Source organism: Thermococcus sp., from assembly GCF_027012695.1.
Lineage (GTDB): Archaea > Methanobacteriota_B > Thermococci > Thermococcales > Thermococcaceae > Thermococcus.
In genome coordinates this window covers 1-19,585 of the sequence record NZ_JALUYR010000108.1, presented here as the reverse complement: position 1 = coordinate 19,585, position 19,585 = coordinate 1, and the positions used below count along the sequence as shown (strand labels likewise).

The following is a 19,585-nucleotide window of genomic DNA, read 5'->3' as shown; positions in this document are numbered from 1 at the left end:
CCTGAAGGTTTACTGGCTTGTCGTTGCCGAATGGCTGGTAATCGTCTCATTACTCCTCGCAACGGGGGCCTGTCCATGCTTGAGCCCGTGATGTTCTCAACCTACCACGGCGGTGCGAGGGAAGAGGGCCTGCTCGACTTCTCCGCATCCCTCAATCCCTATCCTCCAGAGTGGCTCGACGAGATGTTCGAAAGGGCGAAGGAAATAAGCAACCGCTACCCCTACTATGGAAGACTTGAAGAAGGCCTTTCGGAGCTAATCGGGGAAGAAATCACGGTAACGGCTGGAATCACCGAGGCGCTCTATTTAATTGGGATTCTCGCGCTCCGCGGGAGGAAAGTTGTAATCCCGCGCCACACCTACGGTGAGTACGAAAGAGTTGCTAAGATTTTCGGAGCCAGAGTCATCAAAGGCCCCAACGAGCCGGAAAAGCTGGCCGAGATGGTTGAGAAGGATTCGATTGTCTTCTTCTGCAATCCCAACAATCCAGATGGGAGGTTTTACCGCGTTAAGGAACTTAAGCCCCTCCTCGATGCCGTTGAAGAGAGCAGGGCCCTTCTAGTTCTTGACGAGGCCTTCATAGACTTCGTTAAAGACGCTGAAAGCCCAAGCGGAGAGAACGTCGTGAAGCTCAGGACGTTCACAAAAAGCTACGGCCTGCCCGGGATTAGGGTTGGCTACATTCTCGGCTTTCCGGAGGCTTTCAAAAGCGTCAGAATGCCGTGGGGCATAGGTTCTACGGGTGTGGCTTTCCTTGAGTTTCTTCTTGAGGATGGCTTCGAGCACCTGAGGAAGACGATGCCCCTAATCTGGCGCGAGAAGGAGAGGCTTGAGAAAGCTCTGGGAGTTAAAAGCGACGCCAACTTTTTCATCAAGCGCGTTGGGAACGCAGGAGAAGTTGTGGAAACCCTCAAGAGGTGGGGAATCCTTGTGAGGGACTGCACGAGTTTCGGCCTGCCAGAGTTCATCCGCTTCTCGGTGAGGAAGCCCGAGGAGAACGAGAAGCTCATTAGGGCGTTGAAGGAAGTTGAGACTAAAATGAAGAATGAGAGGTAGGTATTCAGGCCCCGAACTTCTCCGAGCGGTTCATGAGATCCATCATTATCGGCACGATGTCATGGCCCTTTATCCTGCCGAGGCCGCCGCGCATGCACTCGCGCTCGCCGAAGGCCTCGGTTGAATCGGTTCTGACGCCACCGCCCGCTATGAGGAGTGGAACCGGGTCGCCGCTGTGGTTCATGACCTCACAGGGCGTGCTGTGGTCGCCGGTTATCGCTATTACGGTCTCTTCGAGATCAACGTGCTCGGCAATGTAGCCTATCATCCTGTCGGCCTTCTCCACCATCTTGGCCTTCAGCTCTGGATTATTATCGTGGCCCGCTGCATCCGTCGGCTTGAAGTGGAGGAAGACGAAGTCATACTCCTTGAGCAGCTCGACGGCCTTCTTAGCTTTGGCCATCTCATCGGTGTTGTACTCGCCGGTTGCTCCCTCAGGGGTGTAGACGTCGAAGCCTATCGCCCTGGCAACGCCCTTGACGAGGGAAACGGCAACCACCGCCGCGGCCCTGACCTTCCACTGCTCCGTGAACTTCATCGGAATGTCCGGATAGGTTCCGGCACCGCGGATGAGGAGGTAGTTGGCCGGGGGTTTTCCCTCCTTTCTGCGCTTCTCGTTGATGGGGTGCTTCTCAAGTATCTCGTGGGCCTGCCTAACGAACTCCTCGAGGATTTCAGCTACTTTTCTGCTCTCCTCGTCCTCCCATGTGAATTTCTTCGGAGGTTTGCCCGGCTCGTGGGGGTCGTTCTCACCGACGCGGTAACCTCTGGCCATACCCTTGAGTACCAGAACTGCTCTGTGACCGGTCGCCCCGACGAAGATGAAGGGAACAGGGAGCTTGACGTTCTCCTGGATGGCCTTCGCCAGTTCGTGGGCTTCCTCCGTGCTTATCCTTCCCGCGCGCCTGTCAACTATTATCCCGTTCTCGATGGTGGCGAAGTTGACGCGGAAAGCCAGATCGTCCCTATCGAGGTCGAGGCCAACACCGAGGGCCTCCAAGAAACCCCTACCGCGGTAGACTTTATGGGGATCGTAGCCGAATATGCTCAGGTGTGCCGTGTCGCTGCCGGCAGGCTGACCGGGTTTAATCGGATCCTGCTGACCGAGGATTCCCATCCTGGCGAGCCTGTCCATGTTGGGAGTGTTGGCGTATTCCAGCGGAGTCTTTCCGCCGAATTCCTTAATCGGCCTGTCGCCGAGGCCATCAAGAATTATGAGCAATCCCTTTCGTTTCTTCATGGTCTATCACCTGGGGTGATTAGATAGCGGGGTTAATAAGATTGTTGGGCAAGCTTTTAAACGGTCTCGAAAAAGGCACTCCTGGTGAGGGGAGTGATCGAGTTCGCAGTGTGGTCCCTTTCAATACTCATCGGAATAGCTGTTCTCGTAATTGCCGGGGACAGGCTCTCGGATAAGATCGTCGAGGTTGCCAGAAAGGCGGGAATCTCCCCCCTGGTGATAAGCATAGTCCTTGTTAGTCTTTCAACGACGTTGCCCGAGATAACCACCAGTGCCATAGCCAGCTACCAGGGAGCCAATGGGATAGCACTCGGAAACGCTCTCGGGAGCATATTCGCCAACATTTCCCTGATCCTCGGTCTGGCCGCAATGATAAGACCCCTCAAGGCCGGACGCTCCGCCTACGAGAACTCCCTCGTTATGCTGGCCTCGCTCCTGTTTCTCATCCTTCTATCGGCTGACGGAACCCTCAGCAGACTCGACGGTTTTCTCCTCCTCCTGGCCTACGCGATCTACCTCCGCTGGCTGTTGAAGAGACACGCAAAGAGCGAGGTTGACTGGGAACCCAGCGGAAACGTCGTGATTTCGGATTACATAATCCTCATCGGTCTCGGTCTTCTCCTGGTGGGCGGTGCAGAGATGGTGGTTTTTGGGGGCAGGAACATAGCCCATGCCCTGGGAATATCGGACTTTGTGATCGGGGCGACGGTTGTGGCCATCGGAACATCCCTTCCTGAGATGACGAACGCCCTTTACGGCGCAATCAGGGAGCGCGGAAACATAAGCGTCGGCAACATAATAGGGGCAAACATCATGAACGCACTCGTCGTTCTCGGCATCGCCTCACTGATAAGGCCCCTCTATACAGGTGCTTCCGTGCTGACGGTCGTTCTGGTTCTCTTCGCAATGATCCCGATGATAGTCTCCCTCAGAAAAACGGGGGGAATAGATCGGCGCGTGGGAGCGTACTTCCTGGTTCTCTACGCGGTCTACCTGGCCCTGATTTTCTCGGGGGTTGAGCTGTAAGGTTTTTAAACTCCCTCTCTTTCTCCCTCTGGTGGTGAGAATGAAGGTCCTGTGGGCGCCGTGGAGAATAGAGTACATACGCTCCCCAAAGCACGAGGGCTGTATATTCTGCGACTTTCCCAAGGAAAACCGGGACAGGGAGAGGCTGATCCTCTACCGCGGGAAGCACAGCTTTATAATCATGAACAACTACCCCTACAACCCCGGCCATGTCATGATAGCCCCCTATCGGCACGTCGCCAACTGGGAGGAACTCACCGACGAGGAGCTGCTTGAGATGATGAAACTCTCCCAGCTCATGATCAGGGCGTTGAGAAGGGCCATGAAGCCCGACGGATTCAACCTCGGTGTCAACCTCGGCCGCGTTGCTGGCGCTGGAATAGACGACCACGTTCACCTGCACATCGTTCCGCGCTGGAACGGAGACACCAACTTCATGCCCGTCATAGCCGACACAAAGGTCATTCCAGAGTCCCTCCAGGAAGCTTATGACGAGCTGAAAAAGGCCATAGAAGAAGTTGAGAAAGATTAACGTTTCCTTGCCCTTATTTTGAACTTCTTATCAAGAGGGAGGCCTTCAAAAACTTCTTTTCCGAGCTCTATGACCGGTACGTCCGCTTCAATAGCGCTCTCCTTCATACCCCGTCTGACCCTTAGCTCCTTGAGGTTGCCGTCCTTAACCTTTATGGCCAGATACGTCCCGTCTTCCGCCTCTCCTTCAAGTATAAAGTCCTTTCCAAATTCCATTGCCACCCTCTTAACCAGAGCCGGGGCCGTTTCGGGTATTATGTGCTCCACCTCACCCTCGCTCCCGTGGAATCTAACAACGGGACATGCCATGGAGGAGCAGAACTCCCGGATTGCCTCCGCTATCCCCTTCGCGAAGTTCTCAAGGGGCTTGCCCATTAGTGCCTCTCCAAAGCCCGCCCAGCTGGCCGTAACGCGGAGCTTTCTCCCAATCATTTTAAACGTGACCGTCAGAATGCCCTTTTCTCCCCTGAAGGTGTATATAACCTCGTTTCGTCCTATCCCCACGTCGAGTTCGAATTCGTAGCCAAAGTTGAATATAAATCTGGGAACCTTGAACCTAACTCGACCGTTCTGGAAGCTCTCAAAGTAGGGAAAGAACGGTAGTGTCCTCTCGGGCTCACTGAGTATTACCTGGAGTGTCTCCCAACTGGCTGGAACATCAATCTCGACGCTCTTCGATTTCAAGACTTCTCACCAGGATATAACGGGAAAGGGGGATAAAAAAGCCTTTTTTAAACCTCAGGTTTAGAACCTGCTAAGGCCTTCCACTTCTCCCGCGTTCTCTTCCAGCAGCCCGGGGGCATCAGCTCGCCCTCCGGACAGTAGCCAAGCTGAACACACCGCGGTCCGAGCCTGGCCCATTTTATGATCGGCCTCAGCTCCTCGTTCTTCGCTATCTCCTCGAGCATCTTCCACGCAACTTTCCTTATCTCCCACTGTGCTCTCTCGCAGGCCCTCAGACCGAGGAAGTGCTTCAGCTCGCGGAGGTTCATCGTAACGACGATTTTTGTCCTCACCGCCTGAGGGAGTATGAAGCGGGCATCTTCCTGGTGAACGCCGGCCCTGTAGGTTTCCTCGTAGAGCTCGATGGCGCTCTTCATGAGTCTTTTCCACTTCTCGTAGAGCTCCGGTTTTTCTTTTACACTCTCTGGAATCACAAAGGTCTCTTCCACATCACTTGGGTTCAATGTTATGTAACGCTGTGACTGTTGGGTATAACTTGCGAGCCTATGTCTTACAAGTTGGTGCGTACACACGCGAGAACATCCCTCAATGGCAAAGGTAAGAACGGCGTGCTCCAGAATTGACTCGTGACCGTAGCCGAGAACCCTCGGGAGGTGCAGCTCAACGTCCTTCCTGGTGATCCTATCAAAGGCTTCCGTTTCCCACCCATCCCAGTAGCTTATGAGCGCCGCCCATGTGACAGTTTCGAGCGGTTTTCTTGTATAATTGACGAGCCTGACCCCTATGCCGCCGTCCATGACCGCCACCGAACATAGAATGACACCCCGTTTATTACTTTTTGGGAAAAGGGAAGATGAAAACTAACCCCCGGTCGGTCCGGGGAGTTCCTCCGGGAGACCGAAAAAGGCCATGGCCTCCAGAACAGCCCCTACGAGGATCAGGAAGTAACCGATGAAAAAGAACATGAAGACGGCCCCGAGGAGGTACATGAGCGCCGCCGTGCTGAAGGTTCTGACACCGGTCTGGACCGCTATGGCGTCGTAGCTGCTCTTGAGGAACCATGTTCCAATGAGTATAAGAAACGCTCCTATGAAGAACCACCAGTTGAGGGAGTGGATTATGCTCGCTATTTCCTCGGGCCGGCCGATGGCCTCCCCTATCCTGTCCCAGGCGCTGTAGAAACTTCCCACCATTATCAGGTTGCCGGTTATGTTGAGCATCGCCGCCCAGAGGTAGTCGCTCATTATTTTCCTGTTACCAATGTATTCGGCGATCTCCCTCACCGCGAAGAGCTTCAGGATAAAGCCCAGGAAGTAGGTGAAGTAGAACATACTCATTATCGCGCCGATTCCTCCCCACGTCCTGGCCGTTTTCAGACTTGCCACGTTTCATCACCACACTAAAAAATACACCAGGGGTTATAAACGTTTCCTGCCGGACATAAACGTGCAGAGTTTTGACCGTGGACGTCCATCAGGCAGGGTTTATGATCTAAAAAGTCTCCCAGTAAATATTACATTTGGAAAGATTTTCCCGGGCCAGAACCAAAAGCATTCAGCCCGGAATCCCCGGACCCGACGAAAGGATTATTAAATTCGCTCCGCAGCCTTAAATGGTGATGCACATGGTGGTTAGTTTGGCAGGAAAGGATGTTCTCTGCCTGCAGGACTTTACAAAGGAAGAGATCGAAACCGTTCTCAAGACGGCCGAGATGATGAAGATCTGGAACAAAATAGGCAAGCCACACCGCGTTCTCGAGGGGAAGACGCTTGCGATGATTTTCCAGAAGCCATCGACCAGAACGAGGATCTCCTTCGAGGTCGGAATCTATCAGCTCGGTGGCTACGGCCTCTACCTCAACGCCAATGACCTCCAGCTTCGCAGGGGCGAGACGATAGCCGACACGGCGAGGGTTCTCAGCAGGTACGTCGACGGAATAATGGCCCGTGTCTTCGACCACAGAGATGTTGAAGACCTCGCCAGGTACTCCAGCGTTCCTGTTATCAACGGTCTGAGCGACTTCTCGCATCCGTGCCAGGCTTTAGCGGACTACCAGACCATACTCGAGAAGAAGGGCAGGATTAAGGGGCTCAAAATAGTCTACCTTGGAGATGGGAACAACGTGGCGCACTCACTAATGATAGCGGGCACAAAACTCGGCGCTCACGTCGTTGTGGCAACGCCCGAAGGCTACGAGCCGGATGAGAGGGTCATCAGGTGGGCCGAGCAGAACGCGGCCGAGAGCGGTGGTTCCTTCGAGCTCCTCCACGATCCGGTTGAGGCTGTCAAGGACGCGGATGTGATATACACCGATGTCTGGGCCAGCATGGGGCAGGAGGAAGAAGCGGAGCAGAGAAGAAAGGTGTTCATGCCCTTCCAGGTCAACGGAGAACTCGTCAAACACGCCAAGCCGGATTACATCTTCATGCACTGCCTCCCCGCTCACAGAGGCGAGGAGGTTACAGATGATGTCATTGATTCTCCCCACAGCGTCGTCTTTGACCAGGCTGAGAACCGCTTGCACGCCCAGAAAGCCCTGATGGCCCTCATTATGGGCGGGATTAAGGTCTGAGCTTTTCTTCTTCACTTTGTTTTTCTCAAAGTCTGGCCTTCCCCGAAAGTCCGTTTTCATAGGGGGTGCGGTTTATGAAAGTGGCGAGTTATGAAAACGGATTTTCACAAATCGGATCTTTTGTGAAAGTGAGGTTTCACAGACGAAGAACCTTTTAAACCCCTCCCCCAACCTTCAACCATGCTCGAAAGGTTGTTTTCCCTCGGATACTCAAAGACCTTTGCGGAACGCTATTACAAGCTCTGGGGTGAGCGGGCATTAAAGATAGCCGGGGCGATGGAAAGGCCTCTGCCGAGGTGCTTCCGCGTTAATACCCTCCGCATCGAGGTCCCCAAACTCACCAAGCTCCTCAACAAGAAGGGCTTCCAGTTTAGAAGGGTGCCATGGACGAGGGAAGGCTTCTGTCTGACGAGGGAACCATTCTCGATAACCTCGACGCCCGAATACTTAAGCGGCCTCCTCTACATCCAGGAGGCGAGCTCTATGTATCCTCCCGTTGCCCTTGAGCCGAAGCCAGGCGAGACGGTTGCCGACATGGCGGCTGCACCGGGCGGAAAGACGAGCCATCTGGCTCAACTCATGGAGAACGAGGGAATAATCTACGCCTTCGACGTCGGCGAGGAACGCTTAAAGGAGACTAGGCTCAACCTCTCCCGCCTTGGCGTTACGAACACCGTCCTTTTCCATAAATCGTCGCTCTACATAGACGAGCTCGGCGTTGAGTTCGATAAAATCCTCCTCGATGCCCCCTGTACCGGCTCGGGAACGATACACAAGAACCCCGAGCGGAAGGCCAGCAGGACTATGGAGGACGTGAAGTTCTGCCAGAACCTGCAGATGAAGCTCATCGAGAAGGGCCTGAGTGTCCTCAGGAAAGGTGGAACCCTCGTCTACTCCACCTGCTCCCTCGAGCCTGAGGAGAACGAGTTCGTGATCCAGTGGGTTCTGGACAACTTCGATGTTGAGCTTTTGCCCCTCCGCTACGGAGAGCCCGCCCTGACCAATCCCTTTGGAATCGAGCTGAGCGAAGAGATAAAGAAGGCGAGGCGCTTCTATCCCGATAGACACGGGACGAGCGGGTTTTTTGTGGCAAAGATAATGAAGAAATGAGTCACTCCCTGGATTCAGCGATAAGTCTTTCCTCTATCTCGTGGAGTTTTTTCTTCACGTCATCACTCAGAAGTTTTTCGAGCTCTTCTCTGGCTTTTTGAGCCAGCTCGAACTTCGAGTTGTATTTTCCCAGGGAAGTCCAGTGTATCTTCTTGCCCTCCACGAATACGTCTATGTCGCAAAGCCTTTTGTAACCCCTGTACTCAAGTCCCTTTAGCAGGAACTTAACCTTTTCTGGTTTCTCCCAAGTGAGAAGCTTGAGCTTATAAACGGGAACGCGCATGAATGGCCTCGGATAGTCCCAGTCCCAGCCCTCGCCGACGATGAAGCCTAAGTCTAGATCTTCTATAACCATCATCAGCCTCTCGATGTGCTCCTCGTAGCGCCTCTCTGTGTCGTAGACCTTTATCGTCAGCTCATTCCATTCGGGGAGAAGCTTCATGAGGAGGAGCGGGACGTCGAGCACCAGCTCGCGGTAAACGCTCAGAAAGTCCCTGCGGATGAGAACGGCGCCTTCCACGTCCTCCGGCCCTATGGGAGCGCCCAGCTTTTTCCGGGTGACGCCGATTACTGTGTCCATGGCCTCGCCCTCATCGAGGGCGCTCCTTATGTCCATAACCTGTCCCCCGTATTTTTCGGCGATCAGCTTCAGGCCCTCCTCGACCCTTTCGGGAACCCTCAAAAATATTATCGTGCTCTCGACGTGAACCCTCTCCACCGGCAACCCGGCGTTTATCACCCTGCTAAGAACCGCGGGCGCGTGATACCGTATCAGGAAAGCGCTCTTCGGTGGAATGGTCCTCTTCTTCCATTCGTCCGTCACGAAAAGAAGGGTTTCAAACTCATGGCTCCTCCGAATAGCGATCTCCGTCGGAATTTCCTCAGCGCCAAAGAGCTCCGCCATCGCCCTCTTGACCTCCCCTTTCTGCGGGGTTCTGAGAAAGACCACGGAGGGTCCAAACCGCATCAGCCTCATCAGAGACCCCTCCTCAGCTTGTACCCCCTGGCGGTATCGGTTCCGATCGGATAGTCAATCCTCACGACCCTGCCGCTTGGAAGGAAGATGAAGTTGACGCCGAGAACCGCGTTCAATCCCCGGGGGATGGTCTCGAAGTTGTGACCGTAGAGCTTGAAGTCCGCGTCCACATCAATGACATCCTCCCAGGAGTGCCCGAGGGCGAAGGTCCTCCCCTCGATATCCACAACGCTTCCCGGCTCGACGACGCTTTCCCCGAAGTACTTTTTCAGAAGCTCCGGATCGTCTTCGTTGCCCGGGACGACGTAGAGCCGGGCCCCGGAGTCCTTGAGGATCCGCGCCAGCTTCCTGAGTCCCCCCTCGTAAACAGGTTTCAGCTCGGGCCTCCTCTCGAGCTTCACGTTGTCAACCAGATCCCCGGTGTGTATAATAACGTCCGGTCCGTACTCCCCTATGAGCTCCTCGACAAAAGGATACACTCTCTCCGGTGTGTCCCCCAGGTGCATCACGAGGATTTCTCCGGTGTTTTGCCGGAGGTTTCGGAGTTTTCTTCTCCTCAGGAAACCGAGCATGTCCAACACCCATGGAGTTCAACACCAAAGTATATACGCCTTCCGCCAACGTTATTAATCCCAAGGTACAGGGATTCCCGGTGAATGCCATGAAGGTTCTCGTCCTTGGAGCAGGAAACGTTGGAAGAGCGATAGCGTGGGACCTGAGGGATGAATTCGACGTCCACGTGGGGGATCTGAGCGGGGACAGGCTCAGGGCAATTTCCGACTTCGCGACGCCGGTAAGGGTTGATGCTTCCCGGTTCGATGAACTCGTTGAGGTCATGAGGGACTTCGAGCTTGTCGTTGGTGCTCTGCCCGGCAGGTTCGGCTATCAAGCGGTCAGGGCGGCGATAAAGGCCGGAACAGACATGGTTGACGTCTCGTTCATGCCGGAGAACCCCCTCGAGCTAAGGGATGAAGCTGAGAAGGCACAGGTTACAGTTATCTTTGATGCAGGCTTTGCCCCCGGATTGAGCCATATGCTCATGGGCAGGATATGGGGAGAGATGGACGAGCTGAAGGAGGGCTACATCTACGTCGGCGGTCTTCCAAAGGAGCCAAGGCCACCACTTTATTACAGAATTACATGGTCACCTAAAGATCTAATCGAGGAATACACGAGACCCGCGAGGGTGATACGGGACGGTGAGATAAAGGCAGTTGACCCATTCGAGAGAATCGAGCGCGTTGAAGTTCGCGGTCTTGAGTTCGAGGCCTTCGTGAGCGACGGTCTTAGGAGCCTTCTGGAGAGCGTGAGGGCAGAAAAGCTCGAGGAGTGGACGCTCCGCTGGCCGGGCCACCTTGAGAGGATGAAAGTTTTGAGGGAACTCGGCTTCTTCAAGCCGGAGCACGTGGACAAGACGCTCGAGGTGATAACGCCGCTCATGACCTACGAGAGCCCGGACTTCTCGATAATGCAGGTCTTCGGAAGGGGAACCATTGACGGGAAGCCGAAGGAGATAGGCTACCTCCTCTACGACGAGGAGAAAGATGGATTCACCTCGATGGCGCGCGTTACGGGCTTTACCGCGGCCATAGTGGCGAGGCTCGTTGCCGAGCAGAGCTGCATCTACGGGGTAATTCCTCCGGAGATACTGGGCATGAGGATAGACACCTTCACGAGGATAAGCGAGGAACTGGCCGACAGGGGGATAAAGCTGGAGAGGTGGGAGAATGCTTCACCTGGTGATAGCTGATGCCGAGCTTGAACCCGTCCCGGAGTCCATAAGGGACCACCCGGCCGTCGTCAGCTATGCCAAGAGACGGGGCAAGAGGCCGGGGGAGGTGCTCCTCGACAGCACCTACCACCACGCGGCCCTTAGAAAACTCCCCGATGGTGAGAGGCGCGGCAGGCCGGATATCGTTCACATCTGCCTGCTCAACGCGCTTGAGAGCATAGCCAACAAGGAGGGCCTTCTGAGGGTCTACGTTCACACGAGGAACGACGAGGTGATATACATCAAGCCTGAGACGAGGATTCCGAGGAACTACAACCGCTTCGTCGGTTTGATGGAGAGCCTCTTCAAGAACCGCGCCGTTCCAGGTGGCCTTGAGCTTCTCAGGATGGAGGAGAAAACCCTGGAAGAACTCGTCGAGGAGATAGGTTCTGACGGGGTTTTCGTGATGCATGAGACAGGGCGCTTCGTTAAACCCCGGAAATTCGGGAGCGTACTCGCGGGACTGGAAACCCCCGCCGTGATAATTGGGGGCTTTCCGCATGGAGACTTCAGGAGCAAGATCCCATGGAAGCTGGTGAGCATCTACAGGAAGCCTCTTATGGCATGGACGGTTGTCAGCGAGGTGGTTGTCAACTTTGAGGCTGCGGTGCTCTAGTCGGACCCTTACACAACGTTTTTATACATCAAGAACCTGCATTGAAGGGGTGATGCAACGATGAGAAAGGTTAGCGTCCTGATGGCGTTTCTCATAACCGGTTACGTGCTTGGAATATGGAACTTCCTGGTGATGCCCAAATACTACATAACCTTCGGACTCAAGGGCTTTCTGCTGTCGTTGATCCCGATGCTAATCGGCGTGTTCCTGATGTACAGTGAGGCCGAGAGCACCAAGCGGACCCGCTACCTGGTCTACGAGCTGTTCTTTAAGATCGCGCGGACACCGGCGCTTATATTTACCCTGCTCATGTTCCTCCTTATCCTCCTCGGTGTTACCACCTACTATTCAGCCTACAGCCTGGTTTTCATCCTCGGTTCTGGCCAGAGCTACACCCTCCTGTTCGTACTGGCGACGATACTCCTCTCGGCGGTCCTCCTGATGATGGCCAGGGGGAAGACTCTGGAGTTCATCGCAGTTGTTTCCATTCTCTTCGTTGTCTTCGCGCTTCTTGCCGCGTTCCTGATCAGGAACCAGGCTCTCGCCACCGTCACATCACCCCAGGCAGTTCAGTACATGCAGCATGCCGTTTCCTCCATAACCTCCCTGGACCTTCCGCTGACGGTGAGGGGGGTGTTCTATCTGACCGTCTCGACCCTTGTCTCCCTGGGTCTCGGTGCGGGGGTTTACTACGTCATAGGGAGCTTTTCGCCGGAGGACCTTGACTTCAAGAGGGTTCTCGGGGCGGTCGTAGTCCTCCAGATAATCCTCAGCTTTGCCGCCGCCTTCACCGTTGCCTACTCCCTGGGTGCCGCATACCAGGGGTTCCAGAGGGCCTACCAGAACCCCAACATCCCGGCCGAGGAGGCCATGAAGCTCTTTACCAAGTTCACTGAGCTGAAGGAGTACACCACCAACAGCGAGAAGAGTCCGATTGCGTCAATAGAGGTCTTCTACTCGATACCCCAGATACTGAAGGGAAACGTCGCCAGCGATAGAACCCTCATTGTCCTGCTGATGCTATCCCTCTACCTCGCGGGAATGACAACGATAATAGTCCTCATCGAGATGGGAAGTCAGATGCTCGCGGAGGTCATGCAGCTGGGCAGGACCAGTAGTCTCGGACTGGTGTCCCTGCTGGGCATGGTCATAGGTGGTTCCATGGTCGTCGGGGACATCAAGACGATGTTCGTTGTCGTTCCCTTCGCGGTCGGCGCTCTGGTGGCGGCCGCCGAGGCCTATCCGCTGCTCTCTTCGGAGCTGATGGGGAACCGGGGACTCACGGCGGGGGTTATCATCGTTTTGCTGGTAACGGGACTGGCGACGCTTTACTACACCATCTCAACTGGAAATCTGGCCGTTAAGATAGGGGCCTTCCTGGGACTGGTGCTCTTTATACCCGTGCTCATGAACGGCATGCTCCTGAAGTCCCACCGCTGAGACCTCTTCAAAAATTTTTTAAAGTCCCCTCCCAATCGGCTTTAGAACGCTTATAGGAGGTCTGAAAAATGGGAGACAAAACCAAGGTTCAGGTCAGCAAGCTCAAGCCGGGAAGGTACATTCTCATCGATGGGGAACCCTGCAGGATAGCCAACATAACCGTTTCCTCACCGGGCAAGCACGGTTCGGCCAAGGCGAGGATCGAGGCCGTTGGAATCTTCGATGGCAAGGTGAGGAGCATCGTCAAGCCCACCAGCGCCGAGGTTGAGGTTCCGATCATCGACAAGAGAACCGCCCAGGTCATAGCCCTCACCCCCGACACGGTCCAGATAATGGACATGGAGACCTATGAACTCTACGACGTCCCGATCGAGAGTGGAGTGGCCGACGACATCAAGGACCAGCTCAGGGAGGGCATCAACGTCGAGTACTGGGAGACCCTCGGCAGGATAAAGATCATGAAACTCAAGGGCGAGTGAGCCCTCTATTCTATTTTAACTCCCCTTCTGAAACCTTTTAAGGAGTCCCTCAAACCCCGATGAGGTGAGAGTATGGACTTCCTCCACACTTACGAGACGCTCAAGCTGGAGTTCCCCCTCGTCGAACCGGAGGAGGCTGCCTTCACAATCCTCGGTGTACCCTTTGATGGCACCACAAGCTTTAAAGCGGGAGCCAGATTTGGGCCGACGCTTATCAGGCACGCAACTCTCAACCTTGAGAGCTACATTCTGGACTACGGCGTTGACATAGCGGAACTCCCGATAGCCGACATAGGTGACGTCGCCGTTGTCGCAGGTGATCCCCGGAAAACAGCAGACAGGGTCAGGGAGACGATTGAAGAGCTTAAGGGGGCCAACCCAAAGACCATTCCAATACTCCTCGGCGGCGAGCACTCCCAGACCCTAGGGGCGGTCGAGGCGTTGAAACCAAAGAGCTACGTCGTCTTTGATGCACACCTTGATCTGAGGGATTCCTATCAGGACAACCAATTCAACCACGCCTGTGTCGCCAGGAGGATAAGCGAGCTCGGCGTTAGGGAGGCGATGTTCGGGATAAGGAGCGGAACGCGGGAGGAGGTCGAGTACGCTGAGGAGAAAGGCATCCGCTGGGTTCATGCAAGGAACCATAGTTTCAACGCCTTCATAGAGGAGGTCAAAGCCCTCCCAGAGCCGGTTTATCTCTCAATTGATATAGACGTCTTCGACCTCTCGCTCGTTCCCTCGACGGGAACGCCAGAGGCGGGAGGACTGAGATTCTGGGACGTGGTTGGGGCTATCGAGTGGCTTGTCGAGAACAAGAGGATAGCGGGCTTTGACATAATGGAGGTCGCCGGTGAGAGCCTCGGAGATCCCACCGCCCTAACCGGTGCGAAGCTGCTCTTCCACTTCCTGGGGGCGGTGGGTCGGTGACCACCCCCTCCCCCCGGATTTTCCGGGGAAGGGTTTCGCCAGCGAGTATGGGTACTCAAAGCGTCCAACCAGGATCAGTCCGATGACGAATCCGAGCGTCTCCATTGCCAAGTCCTGGACTTTGTTCTTCAGGCTCTCGTAGAGCCATGGCATCGCCGGTTGCATCGCCACCTCGAAGAACTCCCAGAGAACACCGACGAGAATGAGGGCCAGGAAGCTTATTCCAACTATTTTTCCGGTGCTCCAGTTCAGGCCGTAGGTCCGGGAGGATTCCAGGACGACCTCGTTGAAGGTTACCCACGTTACGAGACCGCCGAGGAGATGGCTCGGCACGTCGGCGTACCCCCAGATCCTGTTGTAGAGGTCGAGGTGGAGAAAGGGCACGTTGAGGAACGTTATGTGGGCGGCCATGAAAACCGCGAAGAGCGTGTAAACTCCGTCGTTGTAGAAGGGGCTCACCCAGGGCCAGAACTTCCTGCCCGGATTGGGATAGACGGCCCTCACAAGGTCGGGAACGAAGAGGGAAACCAGGCCCGAGAGGGCCGCCGCCACCTGATCGGCCTTGCCAGACATCACGGCGCTGACAAGACCCAGGAAAACCACAACCCTGGCTCCAAGAAGGATTCCCCTTTCCCACGTCTTCACGAGCCCCCCTCCACTCATCAGGACCATCTGCAGCTGTCCCTTATATACATACCGGGACAGATCTGTGAACTCAGGGGAATGGTACAACGTTCTAAAGACTCCCCTGATGCAGATTTGCCCCCACGAACATTTAAATACTTCTTTTCCCCATCGAGTAGAGGTGAAGGCCATGGACGTTGAAAGCGCCCTTCAGCACTTCCACTCGATGAAGATATCCAACGTAATGTCCGGACCCGGGAGTATACCCGTGGTCACGGACGATACCGACATAATCAGCGTCCTGAAAATCTTGAGAACGAGACACCACGTCTGGGTCGTCAGGGACAGGGAGAGCATGGAACTCGTCGGTATCATCAGATATATGGACGTCATAGATGTTCTTCTTCCGCCGGATGTCCATCGCTTCAAGCTCGGTATGACCAGTAAGCCCATGAAATCCCTGCTGGGAGGGGCCACGACCGCGGGGGACGTTGCCGAGAAGCAGGTGCTCACGATAGGTGGCGAGGAAACGGTCCTGGACGCGCTCATCAAGATGCGCAAGTACCGGGTTCAGGTGCTGGCAGTCGTCGAGGGCGAGAGGCTGGTGGGGGAGATAAGCCTCCGCATACTGATAGACGAACTCCTGAGACTGCTTCGGGTGGGTGGTCCCCAATGGAAACAGTAACATGGTTGCTCTTCGCCCTCGGCATCTCCCTTATACTCGCAAAGATCGGCGACAGCATAATCGAGAGGTACGAGCTCCCCGGCGTCCTCGGAGAGCTCCTGATGGGTATGATCCTCGGCAACCTCGTCTACTTCGGTCTCGTTGCCCCACATTACCTCCCGATAGTCAGCGGGGAGGGATTTGCCACAGATACGACGGCCATAGCAAACTTCCTGGCCAAGCTGGGCATAATCTTCCTGCTCTTCCTCGGTGCCCTTGACACCGATATAGAACAGCTAAAGAAAACCGGTCTCACCGCGACGGTTTCCACCATCATGGGCGTTTTCGTTCCGCTGATTCTCGGCTGGTTTGCTCTGATGGAGCTCGGTTACGACAGCAGGGAGGCCTTTGCCGGCGGCGTTCTCCTCACCGCAACGAGCATTGGATTGACCGTCCGCGTTATGATGGACCTCGGTGTTCTCAAGAGCGAGGTTGGTGCGGCTTCGCTCAGCGCGAGCGTCATGGATGATTTCCTCGGCATCGCCCTCGTCATATTCGCGGTGGGAACCGGAAGCCTCATCGAGCTCAGTCTTAAGATAGTTGCCTTCTTCCTCATAACCGGTGTCATCTGGTGGTACCTCGTTGATTACTACATCAGATTCGCCGAGAGGCTCCACGTCGAGAAGGGCGTCCTGGGGATGGCCCTTGGGATGATGTTCCTCTTCGCGGCTCTCGCTGAGGGCTGGTTCGCAGCGGCCATAGAGGGTGCCTTCATGATGGGCCTTACCCTCTCGAAGCTCCCGGAGGGAAAGCGCCTGATGGACGACGTCAGGGCCATCGGCTACGGTCTGCTCATACCCTTCTTCTTCGTCCACACCGGTGCAATGCTTAACCTCACCGTATTCAAACACAAAGACGCCCTCGTTCTGGCCGCCGTTCTCACGACCGTCGCGATCGTGGGCAAGATCATCGGCAGGGGCTTCGGTGCGTGGATAACGGCATGGGGCCGCGGAAGGGAGTTCCTCTTCACAAGGGAGAACTTCTGGATGTCCCTCCAGATGGGCATAGGCTCGATTCCAAGGACGGAAGTGGCCCTGGTGGACCTCATGGTGGCCATCCACGGCGGGGCGATAAAGCCCGAGCACGCGCCCGAGTTCATAGCGGCCACGCTGATATTCATAACCGTCTCCGTGCTCATAACGCCTCCGCTCCTCAAGTGGGCATTCAAGCGCGAGATAGAGGAAGCCAGGGCGGCGAAGACGGCCCAGAAAGTCGAAAGAATACGGGAAACAAAGGAGAGGATAAGGGAGATAAAGGAGGGCCGATGAAGTTCCCTTTCTAATTTTTCAGCCGAAGAAAGCACCCATCATGTCCATCTGCTCGTCGCTCATGGACTTTACCCTGAACTCCGGCATCTCCCGAATCAGCTCTTGGTACTCCTTCTCCGTTATCTCCTTTGCCTCGCCGTTCTCGACGATGTAGAAAATCCCGTAGTCAGGGTCGCGGTAAGCAACTAGGAACTTCTCGACCTCTATATCGTCAAAGTTCACGAAGATGACGTTTCCGCCGGTGTACGGCCTCTTGCACTTGAAGGGGAAGCTCGAGGAGTTGAGCATCGCATCTCCCAGGACCTGGTTGGCCTTCTCGCCGTTTATCTCGGTCCAGAACGGCCTTCCCTCGAAGTCGCCCTCGACGACTATCAGAAACCTCTGGCCGTCGAGTTCAACTATTGGGGCGCCTTTCTCTTGTAGTATCTTGAACAGCTCGCCGATCGTCTCGGCGTTCCTGAGGGAAGCAACGAACCCTTCAACCTTCATGTCCTTCACCGGGGAAGGTTTGATTGAGAACTATAAAAGCTTAAGCTTTTTTAGGTGGAATCCAAAGTTAACCGGGATAAAATGGAAACGTGGGGAAGGAGATACATAAAGAAGTGGGGCATAGTAATAGGGTTCTCCATCCTGGCGGGACTTGTTGGGGGAGCCGGTGCCATAGCCTTCAGACTGCTTATAGCTGGTACTCATCACCTCTTCTTTGACCTGATTCTCCCGGAGATCTCCTACGAAGTCGGCGGCTTCAACGCGGGCTACATTTTCCTCCCGGCCCTCGGGGCCCTGATCGTCGCGCTGATGATAAGAAACGAGCCCGACATAAGGGGAAACGGCATCCCGGAGGTGATAGAGGCGGTCATATTCAAAGGGGGCAACATACCCGGTAGGTTCGCGATCCTCAAGACCCTCGCGACATCGATAACGATAGGCTCTGGCGGAAGCGTCGGAAGGGAGGGCCCGATAGGGTTCATCGGCGCGGCGCTGACCTCGATCCTCGCCAGGTGGTTCGGGCTTTCCAGGGAGATGAGGAAGCTCCTCGTCACGTGCGGCCTCGCGGCCGGAATAGCGGGGACCTTCAACACTCCCCTCGCGGGGGCCATGTTCGCCCTTGAGGTGGTTTACATGGGGGCTTTCTCGATAAACCTCGTTCCCATCTTCATAGCCGCGGTCACCGGCAACGCCGTAACTCTCGCAGTCCTGAGGAACGCCTTCGAGATCGAGATCCCCGGTGGGATAGGGCACACCCTTCCCGAGTTGCCCTTCTTCTTCCTCCTGGGCCTGTTGCTCGGAATAATGGCAGCCTTTTATGCACTCTTCCTTTACTGGCTTACGGATCGGTTCACAGGGTCCAGGATCCCCGAACTCTGGAAGCCAGTCGTGGGGGGTCTGGGCGTTGGCTTCCTAGGGATGCTCTTTCCCGCGTACGGGATCTTCGGCATAGGATACGAGGGCATGAGGATGGCCTTCTACGGGGAGCTCGCAATCGGGATGATGATAATCCTCGGGCTCGTGAAGATGATCGCCACCGCTCTGACCATAGGATCCGGCCAGAGTGGCGGCGTCTTCGCCCCCAGCCTTTACATAGGGACCATGTTTGGAGCGGCTTTCGGGGGGATCGTTGGAGCCCTCATGCCCTCGCTGGGTGCCAACCCTACGGTCTACGCTCTCGCGGGAATGGCGGCCTTCTTCAGCGGCATGACCCAGGCGCCGCTGACCCAGATACTCATGGTTACCGAACTCACGAGAAGCTACGCCGTCCTGCCGGCGGTTATGACGTCGGCGACGATGGGTTTCCTGACCGCGAGGTTCTTCCTCAGGGGGGAGTCAATCTACACCCTCAAGCTCCTGCGGAAGGGCTACCGCATCAAGACCGGAAAACCGGTCATCCTGGAGACCATCTCCGTGGGCGAGATAATGACAAGGGATCCTGTCTACGTCACCGAGGACATGACACTCTTCGAGGTGGAGCACCTAATAGCGGAGACGGGCCACGACTGCTTCCCCGTCGTCAACGAGAACCTTGAAGTCGTCGGGATAATAGGGGTCAAGGACATCCTCAAAAGAACGAGCTCTGTAAAGAGGCTGAGGGTAAAGCGCTTCCTCAGGAGGGCTTACGGCATCACCTATCCCCATGAAACGGCGCAGGATGCCCTCGAAAAGCTAATGGTCTACAACCAGAATCTCCTGCCGGTCGTCGAGAGTCCGAAAAACAGAAAACTGGTTGGAGTGGTGACAAAAAAGGACATATACCGCGCCTACTACCGCGGTCTTGAGAGCATGTACATAGACTGAGGTGTTCGAATGCTGGTCGATGCTGACCTCCACATTCACTCCCGCTACTCCAAAGCGGTTTCAAAGGCCATGACCATACCCAACCTAGCGGAAAACGCGCGCTTCAAGGGTCTCGGTCTCGTTGGGACGGGGGATATCCTAAACCCAAAGTGGGAGGGAGAACTCCTCAGGTACGCCCGAAAGGTTGACGAGGGGACCTACGAGCGCAACGGTATCAGGTTCCTCCTAACAACAGAAGTCGAGGAC

General features: G+C 55.4%; 21 protein-coding genes and 1 pseudogene. 14 read left to right on the top strand and 8 right to left on the bottom strand.

Annotated features, from left to right (window positions below; translation table 11 throughout):
* Nucleotides 1–75 precede the first annotated feature (75 nt).
* A complete protein-coding gene (locus tag MV985_RS08170; protein ID WP_297465138.1) occupies nucleotides 76–1,056 on the top strand; it encodes an aminotransferase class I/II-fold pyridoxal phosphate-dependent enzyme in 981 nt (326 codons plus the stop codon).
* Between the two features lie 4 nt (nucleotides 1,057–1,060).
* Here the strand turns inward: MV985_RS08170 and MV985_RS08165 are convergent, their stop codons facing one another.
* Complete coding sequence (locus MV985_RS08165) at nucleotides 1,061–2,296, bottom strand: 2,3-bisphosphoglycerate-independent phosphoglycerate mutase (RefSeq protein ID WP_297465136.1); 1,236 nt, start codon at nucleotides 2,294–2,296, stop codon at nucleotides 1,061–1,063.
* An 84-nt stretch (nucleotides 2,297–2,380) separates the two neighbouring features.
* Between MV985_RS08165 and MV985_RS08160 the strand changes: the two genes are divergently transcribed.
* Together MV985_RS08160 and MV985_RS08155 are read left to right on the top strand one after the other, a co-directional pair.
* Complete coding sequence (locus MV985_RS08160) at nucleotides 2,381–3,322, top strand: sodium:calcium antiporter (RefSeq protein ID WP_297465133.1); 942 nt, start codon at nucleotides 2,381–2,383, stop codon at nucleotides 3,320–3,322.
* Nucleotides 3,323–3,362: 40 nt separating this feature from the next.
* Complete coding sequence (locus MV985_RS08155; RefSeq protein WP_297465152.1) at nucleotides 3,363–3,854, top strand: HIT domain-containing protein; 492 nt, start codon at nucleotides 3,363–3,365, stop codon at nucleotides 3,852–3,854.
* On the opposite strand, the gene MV985_RS08150 is transcribed toward MV985_RS08155, so the two are convergent.
* The 3 genes from MV985_RS08150 to MV985_RS08140 all read right to left on the bottom strand — a co-directional run bounded on the left by MV985_RS08150 (nucleotide 3,851) and on the right by MV985_RS08140 (nucleotide 5,922).
* Nucleotides 3,851–4,537, bottom strand: a complete 687-nt coding sequence (locus MV985_RS08150) for an STK_08120 family protein (RefSeq protein ID WP_297465131.1) — start codon at nucleotides 4,535–4,537, stop codon at nucleotides 3,851–3,853. The two genes, MV985_RS08155 and MV985_RS08150, sit on opposite strands and share 4 nt — an antisense overlap.
* Before the next feature lie 47 nt (nucleotides 4,538–4,584).
* The gene (thyX, locus tag MV985_RS08145; RefSeq protein WP_297465150.1) at nucleotides 4,585–5,334 is read right to left on the bottom strand and encodes an FAD-dependent thymidylate synthase; all 750 of its coding nucleotides are present in this window, start codon (nucleotides 5,332–5,334) and stop codon (nucleotides 4,585–4,587) included.
* A gap of 63 nt (nucleotides 5,335–5,397) precedes the next feature.
* The gene (locus MV985_RS08140) at nucleotides 5,398–5,922 is read right to left on the bottom strand and encodes a DUF996 domain-containing protein (protein ID WP_297465130.1); all 525 of its coding nucleotides are present in this window, start codon (nucleotides 5,920–5,922) and stop codon (nucleotides 5,398–5,400) included.
* 239 nt (nucleotides 5,923–6,161) lie between these two features.
* Between MV985_RS08140 and argF the strand changes: the two genes are divergently transcribed.
* On the top strand, nucleotides 6,162–7,109 hold the full coding sequence (gene argF / locus MV985_RS08135) for an ornithine carbamoyltransferase (protein WP_297465148.1): 948 nt from the start codon (nucleotides 6,162–6,164) through the stop codon (nucleotides 7,107–7,109).
* Between the two features lie 180 nt (nucleotides 7,110–7,289).
* On the top strand, nucleotides 7,290–8,219 hold the full coding sequence (locus MV985_RS08130; RefSeq protein ID WP_297465129.1) for an RsmB/NOP family class I SAM-dependent RNA methyltransferase: 930 nt from the start codon (nucleotides 7,290–7,292) through the stop codon (nucleotides 8,217–8,219).
* Nucleotide 8,220: 1 nt separating this feature from the next.
* Here MV985_RS08130 and MV985_RS08125 read toward each other — a convergent pair whose 3' ends face one another.
* A complete protein-coding gene (locus MV985_RS08125) occupies nucleotides 8,221–9,195 on the bottom strand; it encodes a hypothetical protein (protein ID WP_297465127.1) in 975 nt (324 codons plus the stop codon).
* Nucleotides 9,195–9,767 carry a metallophosphoesterase gene (locus MV985_RS08120; RefSeq protein WP_297465146.1) on the bottom strand — a complete coding sequence of 191 codons (573 nt, stop codon included), beginning with the start codon at nucleotides 9,765–9,767 and terminating at the stop codon, nucleotides 9,195–9,197. Before MV985_RS08120 ends, MV985_RS08125 begins: the two co-directional genes overlap by 1 nt.
* Before the next feature lie 11 nt (nucleotides 9,768–9,778).
* On the opposite strand from MV985_RS08120, the gene MV985_RS08115 reads away from it, so the two are divergent.
* The 5 genes from MV985_RS08115 to speB all read left to right on the top strand — a co-directional run bounded on the left by MV985_RS08115 (nucleotide 9,779) and on the right by speB (nucleotide 14,431).
* Nucleotides 9,779–10,945: a saccharopine dehydrogenase family protein gene (locus MV985_RS08115; RefSeq protein ID WP_366085356.1), complete on the top strand. Its 1,167-nt coding sequence runs from the start codon at nucleotides 9,779–9,781 to the stop codon at nucleotides 10,943–10,945.
* On the top strand, nucleotides 10,923–11,582 hold the full coding sequence (locus MV985_RS08110) for a 16S rRNA methyltransferase (protein WP_297465125.1): 660 nt from the start codon (nucleotides 10,923–10,925) through the stop codon (nucleotides 11,580–11,582). The genes MV985_RS08115 and MV985_RS08110 overlap by 23 nt, the downstream gene beginning before the upstream one ends.
* A 60-nt stretch (nucleotides 11,583–11,642) precedes the next feature.
* Nucleotides 11,643–13,022: a sodium-dependent transporter gene (locus MV985_RS08105; RefSeq protein WP_297465123.1), complete on the top strand. Its 1,380-nt coding sequence runs from the start codon at nucleotides 11,643–11,645 to the stop codon at nucleotides 13,020–13,022.
* Nucleotides 13,023–13,090: 68 nt separating this feature from the next.
* Entirely contained in the window at nucleotides 13,091–13,501 is a 411-nt protein-coding gene (locus tag MV985_RS08100; protein WP_297465120.1) for a translation initiation factor IF-5A, read from the top strand.
* Nucleotides 13,502–13,573: 72 nt separating this feature from the next.
* Nucleotides 13,574–14,431 carry an agmatinase gene (gene speB, locus MV985_RS08095; RefSeq protein WP_297465118.1) on the top strand — a complete coding sequence of 286 codons (858 nt, stop codon included), beginning with the start codon at nucleotides 13,574–13,576 and terminating at the stop codon, nucleotides 14,429–14,431.
* On the opposite strand, the gene MV985_RS08090 is transcribed toward speB, so the two are convergent.
* Nucleotides 14,381–15,076, bottom strand: a complete 696-nt coding sequence (locus MV985_RS08090) for a hypothetical protein (RefSeq protein WP_297465116.1) — start codon at nucleotides 15,074–15,076, stop codon at nucleotides 14,381–14,383. The two genes, speB and MV985_RS08090, sit on opposite strands and share 51 nt — an antisense overlap.
* A 169-nt stretch (nucleotides 15,077–15,245) precedes the next feature.
* Here MV985_RS08090 and MV985_RS08085 point away from each other — a divergent pair, with 169 nt between their 5' ends.
* Both MV985_RS08085 and MV985_RS08080 read left to right on the top strand, forming a co-directional pair.
* A complete protein-coding gene (locus tag MV985_RS08085) occupies nucleotides 15,246–15,740 on the top strand; it encodes a CBS domain-containing protein (RefSeq protein WP_297465142.1) in 495 nt (164 codons plus the stop codon).
* Nucleotides 15,728–17,047, top strand: coding sequence for a cation:proton antiporter (locus tag MV985_RS08080; RefSeq protein ID WP_297465115.1), 1,320 nt, complete (start codon nucleotides 15,728–15,730; stop codon nucleotides 17,045–17,047). Before MV985_RS08085 ends, MV985_RS08080 begins: the two co-directional genes overlap by 13 nt.
* 18 nt (nucleotides 17,048–17,065) lie before the next feature.
* On the opposite strand, the gene MV985_RS08075 is transcribed toward MV985_RS08080, so the two are convergent.
* Nucleotides 17,066–17,536, bottom strand: a complete 471-nt coding sequence (locus tag MV985_RS08075; protein WP_297465140.1) for a hypothetical protein — start codon at nucleotides 17,534–17,536, stop codon at nucleotides 17,066–17,068.
* An 81-nt stretch (nucleotides 17,537–17,617) separates the two neighbouring features.
* Here MV985_RS08075 and MV985_RS08070 point away from each other — a divergent pair, with 81 nt between their 5' ends.
* Nucleotides 17,618–19,339, top strand: a complete 1,722-nt coding sequence (locus MV985_RS08070) for a chloride channel protein (RefSeq protein ID WP_297465113.1) — start codon at nucleotides 17,618–17,620, stop codon at nucleotides 19,337–19,339.
* Between the two features lie 9 nt (nucleotides 19,340–19,348).
* Nucleotides 19,349–19,585: pseudogene (locus MV985_RS08065) on the top strand (phosphotransferase); the annotation flags it as partial.